The organism is Nitrospira sp., from assembly GCA_016715825.1.
Lineage (GTDB): Bacteria > Nitrospirota > Nitrospiria > Nitrospirales > Nitrospiraceae > Nitrospira_D.
Map to the genome: position 1 here is coordinate 165,631 of JADJXO010000005.1, position 12,064 is coordinate 177,694.

Genomic DNA, 12,064 nt, shown 5'->3' on the forward strand with positions numbered 1-12,064 from the left:
CGCCCTGGCTGCGGCGAGGGCGGTGGCCTTAGATGTGCGTACGATAGCTGTCCTCCTGATAAAGGCTATGCTGAAGTATATAAGATTCTACCGAGAGCGGCAACATATTTGCCAGGGGGAGTCCGTTACGAACTCTCTGTCTGATTTCTGATGCCGAGATCGGGCAGGGTGAAATGGACAAGCAGGTGATGCCTAGCGCGGCAGGGACGGCGATTTCGAGTTTTTCAATGGCCCCGGTATCAAGCTGGGCAAGAGATTCTGGATCGAGGTTTGGGCATACTGACAGCTTGGCAAGGGCTCTGAACGCCTGTCCTGGACGAGGTACCACCACGACATGGCAGATTTTCAAGATTGCATCAGGATTTCTCCATGTCGGGAAATCCAGGAATGCATCAAGGCCAATGATAAAAAAGATCTCCCAAGATTGACCGTATTGCCCTCGTATTTCGCGGATGGTGTCGATGGAATACGATTTGCCTGTGCGATCGATTTCGATTGCCGACACGTCGAACTCCGAGGTGTCGGCAATCGCAAGACGGACCATTTCAAGCCGCACTAAGGCGGGAGCCAGGGAACGGTTGTGCTTGTGAGGCGGATCGCCGGTCGGGATAAAGAGGATGCTCGCAAGGTTCATGCGTGCACACACGTCACGTGCAATGGCCAGATGGCCGTTGTGGATGGGGTTAAAACTCCCGCCGAATAAGCCGAGGCGTTTCGGGCGGGTGGCCTGTTCGACGGTTGTGGTGTATTGGGCTGTCAGATGAATCATAACTCAGAACTCGCCGCCCAAGACACTACAGAATGACGAGATTGTCTCGATGGATGACTTCCTCATACTCCTGAGGACCAAACTGCGATTGAATCACTGTGGTCTTGAGACCCTTCATTTGGTGCACGAAGTCGGAAGAAAAGTTGACCAGGCCTTTGGCGAATTCCTTCCCGTCCGGCGTGAGGCAACTGACTGGATCGCCGGCTTCAAATACGCCGGTCACCTGAAGGATGCCTGATGCGAGGAGACTCTTACCACGCGCGCTCAGGGCCGCTACCGCTCCCTGATCGAGATGTAGTTGGCCGCGAGCGCGCAGCGTGAAGGCGATCCAATGCTTGCGGCTGTTCAAGCGGCGTTCTTTGGCGAGAAAGAGGCTTCCTCCTGATTGTCCAGCTAAGACCGCGGGCAGGAGTCCGGCCCGTTCGCCGTTGATAATCAACGTGGAAATTCCATACTCTGCGACTTTCTTCGCCGCCCGCAGCTTCGTGGCCATCCCCCCAGTGCCTTCAAAGGTGCTGGAAACTCCCGCCAATTGTTCAATGTCGGGAGTAATGTCAGGAACGAGTGGAATCAACTCGGCAGCGGGATTCTTGCGAGGGTCTTCCGTGTATAATCCATCGACATCCGAAAGAATCACCAGCAAATCTGCATCGGATAGGTGAGCCACCTCGCTGGCGAGGCTGTCGTTATCACCGACCCGAATTTCGTCCACGGCAACCGTGTCGTTTTCGTTGATGATCGGGATGATGCCGAACCCGATCAGTGCCGATAAAGTATGGCGAGCATTGAGAAAGCGACGGCGATCAGCGAGGTCGTGGTGCGTCAGCAGAATTTGTGCCACTTGAATCGCGAGACGCTCGAAGGCCTTTTCATAGGCCCATATCAGTCGACTTTGTCCGACGGCGGCGGCTGCCTGCTTGACCGGAAGGTTCTTGGGATAGTCTTTCAGGCGTAATTTATGGATACCGGACACAATGGCGCCGGATGAGACGATGAGGATCTCCCGTCCCTGCGTGCGGAGCGTCGCGATCTCATCCGCTAATCGCTCAATCTGTTCAGGCCGGAGTCCCTCTGCACGTGATGCAAGCAAGCTACTGCCGATTTTGATGACGATCCGTTTGGCCTCGACTAAGAGCTCGTCTCGCATGGCGCCTTTCGCAACAGATCGACTTGCTTTCCGACATAGGTGATCAGATCGCTTAGGCCTTCGTTCGTGGCAGCCGAGATGGCCAGGCATGGATAGCTTTTTCCTCGGCAATAGGTCTGCAGCTCGGCCAACCGTTCACCGGCACCGATCACGTCGATCTTGGTTGCCACGACGGCGAATGGGCGATGGGGAAGCGTTGAGTCGTAGGCTCCCAGTTCACGTTGCAGCGTCTCAAAACCGGTAATAGGATCCTCCGTCGCCCACTCCGACACATCGATCAAGTGCAGTAAAAACGCGGTGCGTTGAATGTGGCGCAGGAACTGAACACCGAGGCCCTTCCCTTCGTGGGCTCCTTCGATCAAGCCTGGGATATCGGCCACGACAAAGCTTCGGTGGGATCCCCAGCGAACAACGCCTAGATTGGGAATCAGGGTGGTGAAGGGATACTCGGCAATCTTCGGACGTGCAGCGGAAATCGCAGCAATGAGTGTTGACTTGCCGGCGTTCGGAAATCCGACAAGTCCGACGTCCGCAAGCAATTTGAGTTCGAGCCGTAAGGCACGTTCTTCGCCTGGGGTTCCGGGAGTACACTTCGTGGGTACTCGATTAACCGAGGTGGCAAAATTGCTGTTTCCTTTTCCTCCTCGGCCTCCTTTCGCGATGACAGCCGTTTGACCATCTCCGATAAAATCAGCGAGCACCTCTCTGGTCTCGTCATCATATACGATAGTGCCGACGGGAACGAGAATGGTCAGGTCCTCTCCGGAACGGCCTGTACAATTGGAGCCCCCTCCGGCTCGCCCGTCCTGGGCCTCGTAGTGGTTTTGGTAGCGGAGGTCGAGTAGTGTCGTGAGTCGATGAGACGCGGTCAGGAGGATATCGCCACCATGGCCACCATCCCCGCCGTCCGGGCCCCCGCGAGGCACAAACATCTCTCTCCGGAAACTGCAGATGCCGTTGCCTCCTCGTCCGGCTCGGACCGTGATATGAGCTTCATCAACAAACATATGGTGACATCATATTGCGAATGGCTCAGTGATGAGGATGAGAATGTATACCCGAATCTGAACCGAACAGGCGGTGAGAATTCCTCCTGTCTCAGGTCGGCGCAGAGGAGATAGGGGAGGAGAATCAGGACTTGGCTGGGCTGGGATACACGCTGACTTTCCGTTTGCCTCGCCCACCTTCGAACTTGACCACGCCGCTCATTTTTGCAAATAGCGTATGATCCCTTCCGAGGTCCACATTGAATCCAGGAAAGAATTTAGTGCCGCGCTGACGGACAATGATACTACCAGCCGTGACCGTCTGACCACCGTAGGCTTTCACGCCTAGATACTGTGGATTGCTGTCACGACCGTTACGCGATGATCCGCCACCCTTGTTTGTTGCCATGGTAAGTCCTCTTGAGTCCGTTACGCTGACGCAATATTGGTAATAAGCAGCTTCGTGAAACCTTGCCGGTGTCCGCGGGTACGGCGGTAATTCTTGCGGCGTTTCTTCTTGAACACAGTAATTGAACGAGTTCGTCCGTGACGCACAATTTGGGCCGTTACCGTCGCGCCACTGATAAGTGGTTGTCCAACCAGGAGCCCGCCCTCACCATGCACGAGACGGACTTGGTTCAGCTCGATTTGGGATCCGACATCTCCGGGTAGGCTCGCAACCTGAATCGTCGCTCCTGCTTCAACTCGATATTGCTTACCGCCCGTTTCAATAATTGCGTACATGTCTCTTCTCCGAAATTAAAGAACGCTTCATTTAACATGTGGTGACTGAGACTGTCAAGCGGAAGCAGGGGTGTCTGAGATCCCAGATGCGAGCAGGCCCCCTCTCTTGGAGGGCTAGGCTGGAGCCTGCGTCAACGCGTATGGTCTGCTCCATCGAGGTAGGGGAGTGAACAGCAGACGGTCCTCTTTTGGACTGGGAGCGCACGCAGAACAATGCCGCACGCCAATAAGTTTGTGATTCGTACCTACCACCGGATTCCCGTTCGTTGTGCCCTATATTACTTGGGTGACGATTTTCTTGGAAAGGGAATGGTGATCAATCTTTGCCGGAACGGGTTCCGGGTGTTGGGCGACCACCAGGTCGTACCAGGTATGGAATTGGCGGTTCGAATTACGCTCCTAGATAAGGATGAGCCGGTGGAAATCCAGCGGGTAACCGTTCGCTGGGTGCGCGGGCTGCTGTTTGGTGCCAAAGTCGTGACGATGAGTCCGGATGGTGAAGATCGAATCGGAACGTTTCTCAGTGCTCGCTTGCGCGCGTATTGTGCGTCTTCTTAGTTCCAGTGCCGGTCCCTTTGCTTGACCCTCAAGTAGCCTCACGCTATATTTCACTCGGCACACGGCCTGACAACAGGTTTCCTTAACCGCGGAGATTGCTCTCAATGCTGGAGCCGGTCGAAAAAATTTGGATGGACGGAAAATTTGTGGCGTGGGGCGAGGCAAATGTCCATATTCTCACGCATTCGCTCCACTATGGCCTGGCAGCGTTTGAGGGTCTCCGGTGTTACAAAGGAAAATCAGGATCCGCCATCTTTCGACTTCAGGAGCACGTCGATCGACTGTTCAACTCCGCGCACATCGGCATGATGGGCATGCCCTATGACCAAAAACAGATCACCGATGCTATTCTAGAAACGGTTCGCATCAATCGTCTCGATGCCTGTTATATTCGTCCACTGGTCTACATTGGGTATGGAACGATGGGGGTGCATCCGGGAGACAATCCCATTCGGGTGGCCATCGCAGCGTGGAAATGGGGGGCGTACCTGGGAGACGAGGCGTTGGCGAATGGGATGCGCGCCTGTATCTCCTCATTCACGCGACATCATGTGAATGTGTCCATGACCAGAGGGAAAATATCCGGATACTATGTGAACTCCATTATGGCGAAGCAACAGGCGAAGGCCGATGGATATGACGAAGCTATTCTTCTCGATCCGGAGGGATATGTCGCCGAGGGAACGGGCGAAAACGTGTTTATGATTCGTCGGGGTATCCTTAAAACCACACCATTGACTTCGGTGCTTGAGGGAATTACCAGAGACTCCGTCATGCAACTGGCGCGAGAGCGAAACATTACTGTCGTCGAAGAACGATTCACGCGTGACGAGCTGTACATTGCAGATGAGGTTTTCGTGACCGGAACGGCCGCGGAGCTGACGCCGGTCAGAGAGATCGATCGTCGCCGAATCGGAAACGGCACTCCAGGGCCGATTACACGAACTCTTCAAGATGCCTTCTTTTCAATCGTGCGTGGAGAAGATGCTGCGCACGAGTCTTGGCTGACTCGAGTCTGACACGCTCTCAGACACATTCTAGCGGCACCCGAACGCATGGGTTCGAAGGTGGGTGGGTGGTTGGTTTGCTTGGCTCACGAACCGTCAAGAGTTTGGCCTACCCTGATTTAGTGACTCTCCTCGGAAGTCTCTCCTACAGCAGGGTGTACCTCCTCTGATGGCTTGGCAGCAGGGTCAGCTGCTGGAGGTACAGATTCGCTCTTTGATTCGTTCTTTGGCTCCATATCGATGACGGTGGAGGAGAAGTTTTGTTGCTTCGCCAAGATCGCTAGGCTGAACGAGGTGACCATGAATATCGCCGCCACGACCACCGTCAGCTTGCTCAAGAAGTTGGCAGGGCCACGGCTGCCGAACACCGTTTGACTCGATCCGCCAAAAGCGGCGCCGATCTCCGCTCCTTTCCCGGATTGGAGAAGAATCGCTCCGATCATCAGAAAACAGACGAAGACATGAATGACGACGATTGCGGTGTAGAGCATGAAATCTTAGACTCCGATTGAGCGAGCGGTTGATGCAACGCGGGCGATTGTAGCAAAGGACTCGACCTGGAGACAAGCACCTCCGATCAGTGCGCCGTCCACCTGGTTGGAAGCGAGAAGGGATTCAATGTTCTGAGGTGTGACGCTCCCGCCATAGAGAATCCGAGTTGAGTCAGCATTCGCGGGAGAAATTGTGGTAGCCAGGACTCGCCGAATCGTTTTGTGGGCGGCTACGGCTTGCTCAGCCGTTGCGGACTTCCCGGTCCCGATCGCCCAGATGGGTTCATAGGCGACGGTTATTCCACTCAAGGCGTCGGCGGTGAAGCCGGACAGACTTTCATTCAACTGTTGGGTGAGTACGTCGTCAGTCATTCCATTTTCACGCTGCGTGAGCGATTCGCCGACGCAGAGGATCGGGCGGAGGCCGTGCTTGAGCGCGGCTCGGATCTTCTTCTGGAGGCTGTGGCTTTGTTCGCCGAAGAGGGTTCGCCGTTCTGAGTGACCAAGAATGACATAGCGACAGCCAAGGTCCACAAGCATTGGGGCCGAAATCTCTCCCGTGTAGGCACCCTGATCCTCCCAAAACATATCTTGCGCTCCAAGCTGTAGAGGAAAGGACGACTCAAGTGCCGTGCGGACCGTTTGCAGGGCGGTGAATGGAGGAGCCACGACAAGCTCAATGGGTGAGGAGAGACCATGAAGGCGTTCACTCAGGGCACGGACGAACGTGGCCGCTTCGGACGCGGTCTTGTTCATTTTCCAATTACCGACGATGAGAACTCTGCGCAAACTTATCCTCGTGATGTTGGGTTCAATGAGGAGGTATGGATCAATTTGATCGGTCCGGCAGCGCTGCGAGGCCAGGAAGTGTTTTCCCTTCGAGTAGTTCCAGCGCGGCACCACCCCCGGTCGAAATGAACGACATGCTTTCGGATACGCCGGCCCGATGAACAGCCAGCGCGGTCTCGCCGCCACCGACGATCGTGAGGGCATAAGCGTCGGCGATCGCATGGGCCATGGCAAAGGTGCCTCTGGCATAGGCGTCGATTTCAAACACGCCCATCGGCCCGTTCCACAGGATGGTTTTGGCGTTTTGGACCGCTTCATTGAATAGCTTGACCGAGGCTGGGCCAATATCCAACGCATACCACCCTTTGGGAATCTCTTGGACGGGAACAATCTTTGTTTCCGCGCCTACGTCCCGGCTGGCGGCCACCACACAATCGACGGGGAGGTAAAATTTGACTCCGCGTGAGAGGGCATGGTCTTCGATGCCGCGCGCAAAATCCAGCATGTCCATTTCAACGAGTGAATTTCCGATCTCCATGCCTTTTGCCTTCAAGAAGGTAAACGCCATGCCGCCGCCGATGATGACCTTATCAACCTTCTTTCCCAGGTTTTCAATGACGCCGATCTTTCCGGATACCTTCGCGCCTCCCAGGACAGCGGCAAAAGGGCGCACGGGATTGGCAACCGCACCTTCAAGATATTCGATTTCTTTTTTCAGCAGGGCTCCAGCCGCTGAATCCTTGATGTACTTGGTGATGCCGACGGTCGAGGCATGCGCTCGATGGGCCGCTCCAAATGCGTCATTAATGAAGACATCACCCAGTGAGGCCAGGGCTTTGGCGAAGGTGTCATCGTTTTTTTCTTCGCCGGCGTGAAAACGAAGATTCTCCAGTAAGAGCACGTCTCCGTCTTTCATCTTGCCGACTAGCTTTTCGACGGCCGGGCCCATACAGTCCGGAGCGAAGGTCACGTCTTTCCCCAACAGTCGTCCAAGGCGTTTGGCGACAGGGGCTAAGCTGTATTTGGGGTCGAACGCACCATTTGGACGGCCAAGATGCGAGCACAGGATGACTTTGGCGCCCTCATCGACGACACGATTAATGGTCGGCAAGGTCGAGCGGATACGGGTGTCATCGGTAATCTGTAGCGATTCATCGAGAGGGACGTTGAAATCAGCGCGGATGATGACTCGCTTCCCACGAAGTTGCACATCGTCAATCGTTTGTTTGTGCAGGTTCATCCGCACTCCTTAATTCAGCCACGTTGGGGGATGAGCCCATGGGTGGGGTCGATGTTAAGAAAACCCCTGCTGGGTCATCCCTGTCACAGGTGTGTTGCAGTTATTTCCCTGCCAGCACTTTCACCAGGTCTTTGACACGGCAAGAATAGCCCCACTCGTTGTCGTACCAGGCGGTGACTTTGACGAGACGCTTGTCCACCACATTCGTCAAGGGAGCATCGACAGTGGCCGAGTGCGGGTCCCCTTTTTGGTCGATGGAGACGAGGGGCTCTTCGGAGTACTTGAGAATGCCTTTGAGCGGACCGTCCGCCGCTTTCTTGAAGGCGGCATTTACGGACGCAATATCACAATCCTTCTCAGTTTCGACGGTGAGGTCGACCAGTGACACATTCGGCGTCGGCACTCGAATCGCGAGTCCGTCCAGTTTGCCTTTGAGTTCGGGGATCACGAGGTGGAGAGCCTTCGCAGCACCGGTGCTGGTCGGAATCATCGACATCCCTGCGGCGCGCGCACGCCGAAGATCCTTGTGTGGAAGGTCCAACAGTTGCTGATCGTTCGTGTAAGAATGGATCGTGGTCATGACTCCGTGTTTGATTCCGAAGGTCTCCAACAAAACCTTGGCGACAGGCGCCAGGCAGTTGGTTGTGCAGGAGGCATTGGATACGATGTGATGGGACTTCGGATCGAACTTGTTGTCGTTCACACCGAGCACAATAGTCACATCGGGGTCTTTCGCCGGTGCGGAGATGATCACATGCTTGGCGCCGGCCGACAGATGTTTACCAGCCGATTCCCGATCAGTGAATCGACCGGTGGATTCGATGACCACATCGACGTTCAGCGCTTTCCATGGAAGTTCTTTGGGGTCCTTGAAGGCCAGCACCTTGATCGGTTTTCCATCGACGAGGATCTGATCTTCTTTAGCTTCGACATTGGCCGGCAGTGTTCCATGGACTGAGTCGTATTTGAGGAGATAGGCCAGTGTCTTGGCGTCTGTGAGATCATTGATGGCGACGATCTGAAGATCTTGATCGTCCATTGCGGCGCGGAACACATTGCGTCCGATGCGTCCGAATCCATTGATTCCAACTCGAATGGCCATAGTGTATTCCTCTACTTAGAACTATGTTTGTTTAGGGCAGATTTGGAAGCCCCACACGAAGCTCGATACTATCGATGGTGTCTCCTTCTTGTCAAGATACAGGGAGTGCGTACCGCATTTCCAAATTCATCCAAACCTACGTAGGAGTTCCGGAGTCCGGTGGATTCGGATCTTGTTTCACTCAGGGCGTTTCGGTAGATTCCGAAGGACATCGAGGAGCACATTCGACATGCATCAGGCGGTATGTGAACAGGCGGCGCAGGCAGTGGAATGGCCGCGCTTGTTGGCGTTTCTCTCGCAACAGGCGCAGTCGGCGATCGGCGTTGCCCGGTGCCGAATCCTTTCCCTGTCGACCGAGCTGGTGGGTGTCTCGCTACGGCAACAAGAGACCACAGAAATGGTGAGTCTGCTCGAAGGGAGCGATCCAGTCCCCACGCTGTCCTTTCCTGACATACGGGAGCAGCTGACTCGGTCCAAGAAGGGAGGGGTACTCGAGGCCGGGGAGTTGAGAGATTGTGCGATCATCTTGGCACTGATGGCGGATATCGAGCGATATGCCGTCTCTCATCGAGACGAGATCCACGCCCTCGCCCGCACCGTGGAACCGCTACAGGTCAGCAAGAGTCTACAGGGAATCCTCAAGGCCATTGAGGGTGCGATACAATCCGACGGATCCATGAAAGACACGGCATCGCCGGAGTTGCGACGCCTGACTCATCATGCCGGGGAATTGAAACATGCGATGCGTCAGAAGCTCGAGCAGATCTTGCATTCAAGGCGATACGAGGAGGTTCTTCAGGAATCGTATTTCGCCCAACGAGAAGGTCGGTATGTGGTGCCGGTCAAGGCGGATATGCGAGGGAGAATACCGGGAATTGTCCATGATATTTCAGCGAGCGGTGCCACCGTCTTTCTCGAGCCGCGTGAATTGGTCGAGTTGAACAACTCCATCAAGATGGCCGATCTCGAGGTGGAGCGTGAGGTACAGCGCATCCTGCGGGAGCTGACCAGTCTGGTGGCGGGAAAAGCAGACGCGATCAGCCAAGGAATCGAGGTGCTGGCTGAGTGGGATGTCATCAGGGCGAAGGCTGAGGTGAGCCGGCGGCTGAAATGCAGCCCTGTTCTGTTGAATGAAACGGGGCGAATCATGCTTAAACGGGCACGGCATCCGCTGCTGCTCATCGCGAAGGACGATGTCCTGGCGAACGATATTCTTATGGATGAAGGCGTTCGCGTGTTGGTGATCTCCGGGCCGAATACCGGAGGGAAAACCGTCACGCTCAAGATTGTCGGGCTGTTTGCCCTGATGGTCAGGGCCGGACTGCATCTTCCCTGTGCTCCAGAATCCGAGATGGCAATTTTTACCGATCTCCATGCCGATATCGGTGATGCCCAAGACTTGACCCGCGACCTCTCCAGTTTTTCCGCACATATGATGCAGATGATTCAGCTTCTGTCCGAGAGTGCGACAGGACTGACTTCGAGCGAATCCAGTATCCAACGTTCGCTCGTGCTGCTGGATGAACCGGTGACCTCAACTGATCCGCAGGAAGGAGCGGCGTTGGCCGAGGCGCTGCTGTGCCGCTTGGCTGAGCTGAATATGAAGGTGGTGGCCACCACGCATTATGGTGCGCTCAAAGAATTGGCACAGACGACACCTGGGTTTGCGAATGCCAGTGTGGAATTCGACGTTGAGCGTCTCGCACCGACCTATCGACTATTCATGGGAATCCCCGGTGGTTCATCGGCCTTGGAAATTGCCGGCCGTCTCGGTATGGATCAAGCCATTTTGACCGATGCGAGGAAACGGTTGCGCCGTGAGGATCAACGGCTTGACGAGTTGATGGCCGATCTGCAGCGAAAGCAACACCAGCTGATTGACGATCATGAAAAGGCCCGACAGGCCAGGCAAGAAGCCGAGCAAGCCGCTCGCGACGCACAGGTGATTCGAGCGCAGCTGGAAGAGGCCCAACAGGAGGCTCGACAAGGTCTCAAGAAAAAGCTTGGCGAGCAGTTCCAGCGGGCACGGGCGGAAGTGCAGGCCACGGTCGACGCGCTCAAGCGAGATCAGAAACTCATCAAGGCAAAAGAAGCCAAACAGCGACTCGGTGAGTTGGAGGTGAAAACGCGACAAGAGCTGGCTCCTATTCACGACTCGATTCCGGTTGAACAACTGACGGTCGGCGATGCCGTCGAGATCGTCGGATTGGGTATGTCGGGGAGTTTGCTTGACTCACCACAGGGGAAAAAACGTGTTCGTGTCAAGGTTGGGGAAGGTGAAGTCCTGGCGAGCGTCTCAAGCCTTATCGGTATCGCCCGTGAATCAAACGCGATGCCAGCACAGCCGGTGTCGTCGGCTTCAGGTTCACGGCGAGTCTCAATGAGTCATGGGCTCGGGCTGGATGAACAGACCGTGGTGGACGTGCGAGGCCAGGCGACAGACGAAGCCCTCGATCAGGTCATCGCGGCGCTCGATCGGGCGACGTTGGACGAGGCGCCGTATCTCCGCATCATTCACGGTCACGGCACTGGTCGTCTCAAATCCGCCTTGCGGGAGTATCTCAAAGATTCGCCCTATGTGGCTGAGTTTCGCCCTGGCGATCGAGCCGAGGGTGGGGATGGAGTGACCGTGGCACGAATTCGTTAAGGGGGCCGTTGATTTCATTCTATAAACTAAAACCGCAGGCCAGCTCCTACCAAAGCATTGTGATCTCGAAAATCCACGGCGATCCCTTTCCAGTGGAAATCGGAAAGGAAGTACCGATATTCGACAAACAGGAAGATAGAGGAGGTAAGTATGAATTGCGCGCCACCGAGGTACTGATATCCAAACGCACGAGCGGCGCCGAAGTCTTCATCGTCTCGTCCAGCGATATTGGGGTTAAGGAGAGTGGCCGTTGACCAGCCGATCCCAGCGCCGAGGTAGGGGCGGAATGTCACGCCTGGGTAGCGCAAGACCACATTGAATGTTGATTTAATCAGGAGTAGGTCGGAGCGACCGACCTCTTCCCTTTGTCCCTTGGCGATGTTCGGAAATGACAATCGCCCGCTATGTATGTTGGAATCAAGCTCGAGACCCACGAATCGATGCAGTACTGCAGGGTAAAGCCCGACCTTCAACCCTGCGCCAAAGCCTTGTTGGATTGAGGCCGTAACCGTAGTCCCTTGGTTAAACACCGGTTCGTCGCGGGGCCAGCTACCCAGCACATATCCACTCACTTCAACATCTCC

At 55.4% G+C, this 12,064-nt stretch carries 13 protein-coding genes; 3 read left to right on the plus strand and 10 right to left on the minus strand.

The annotated features are described in order from the left end of the window. Positions 1 to 28: 28 nt before the first annotated feature. The 5 genes from IPM58_13095 to rplU all read right to left on the minus strand — a co-directional run bounded on the left by IPM58_13095 (position 29) and on the right by rplU (position 3,646). Positions 29 to 769 carry a nicotinate-nucleotide adenylyltransferase gene (locus tag IPM58_13095; protein ID MBK9307988.1) on the minus strand — a complete coding sequence of 247 codons (741 nt, stop codon included), beginning with the start codon at positions 767 to 769 and terminating at the stop codon, positions 29 to 31. A 25-nt stretch (positions 770 to 794) separates the two neighbouring features. Then, the gene (gene proB / locus IPM58_13100; GenBank protein MBK9307989.1) at positions 795 to 1,916 is read right to left on the minus strand and encodes a glutamate 5-kinase; all 1,122 of its coding nucleotides are present in this window, start codon (positions 1,914 to 1,916) and stop codon (positions 795 to 797) included. After that, on the minus strand, positions 1,898 to 2,923 hold the full coding sequence (obgE, locus tag IPM58_13105) for a GTPase ObgE (protein MBK9307990.1): 1,026 nt from the start codon (positions 2,921 to 2,923) through the stop codon (positions 1,898 to 1,900). Before obgE ends, proB begins: the two co-directional genes overlap by 19 nt. 124 nt (positions 2,924 to 3,047) lie before the next feature. Next, entirely contained in the window at positions 3,048 to 3,311 is a 264-nt protein-coding gene (rpmA, locus tag IPM58_13110) for a 50S ribosomal protein L27 (GenBank protein ID MBK9307991.1), read from the minus strand. Positions 3,312 to 3,331: 20 nt separating this feature from the next. Beyond that, positions 3,332 to 3,646: a 50S ribosomal protein L21 gene (gene rplU / locus IPM58_13115; protein ID MBK9307992.1), complete on the minus strand. Its 315-nt coding sequence runs from the start codon at positions 3,644 to 3,646 to the stop codon at positions 3,332 to 3,334. 213 nt (positions 3,647 to 3,859) lie between these two features. Here rplU and IPM58_13120 point away from each other — a divergent pair, with 213 nt between their 5' ends. Both IPM58_13120 and IPM58_13125 read left to right on the plus strand, forming a co-directional pair. Then, entirely contained in the window at positions 3,860 to 4,204 is a 345-nt protein-coding gene (locus IPM58_13120) for a PilZ domain-containing protein (protein ID MBK9307993.1), read from the plus strand. A gap of 104 nt (positions 4,205 to 4,308) precedes the next feature. After that, positions 4,309 to 5,223, plus strand: a complete 915-nt coding sequence (locus tag IPM58_13125; GenBank protein ID MBK9307994.1) for a branched-chain amino acid transaminase — start codon at positions 4,309 to 4,311, stop codon at positions 5,221 to 5,223. A 107-nt stretch (positions 5,224 to 5,330) separates the two neighbouring features. Here IPM58_13125 and secG read toward each other — a convergent pair whose 3' ends face one another. The 4 genes from secG to gap form a co-directional block, all read right to left on the minus strand. After that, a complete protein-coding gene (gene secG / locus IPM58_13130; protein MBK9307995.1) occupies positions 5,331 to 5,702 on the minus strand; it encodes a preprotein translocase subunit SecG in 372 nt (123 codons plus the stop codon). A 6-nt stretch (positions 5,703 to 5,708) separates the two neighbouring features. Further along, positions 5,709 to 6,491, minus strand: coding sequence for a triose-phosphate isomerase (locus IPM58_13135; protein ID MBK9307996.1), 783 nt, complete (start codon positions 6,489 to 6,491; stop codon positions 5,709 to 5,711). 40 nt (positions 6,492 to 6,531) lie between these two features. Continuing rightward, on the minus strand, positions 6,532 to 7,725 hold the full coding sequence (locus tag IPM58_13140; GenBank protein ID MBK9307997.1) for a phosphoglycerate kinase: 1,194 nt from the start codon (positions 7,723 to 7,725) through the stop codon (positions 6,532 to 6,534). A 106-nt stretch (positions 7,726 to 7,831) separates the two neighbouring features. Beyond that, entirely contained in the window at positions 7,832 to 8,833 is a 1,002-nt protein-coding gene (gene gap, locus IPM58_13145; GenBank protein MBK9307998.1) for a type I glyceraldehyde-3-phosphate dehydrogenase, read from the minus strand. A 229-nt stretch (positions 8,834 to 9,062) separates the two neighbouring features. On the opposite strand from gap, the gene IPM58_13150 reads away from it, so the two are divergent. Continuing rightward, a complete protein-coding gene (locus tag IPM58_13150; GenBank protein ID MBK9307999.1) occupies positions 9,063 to 11,480 on the plus strand; it encodes an endonuclease MutS2 in 2,418 nt (805 codons plus the stop codon). Between the two features lie 26 nt (positions 11,481 to 11,506). Here IPM58_13150 and IPM58_13155 read toward each other — a convergent pair whose 3' ends face one another. Continuing rightward, positions 11,507 to 12,040, minus strand: coding sequence for a porin family protein (locus IPM58_13155; protein MBK9308000.1), 534 nt, complete (start codon positions 12,038 to 12,040; stop codon positions 11,507 to 11,509). Positions 12,041 to 12,064: the final 24 nt, after the last annotated feature.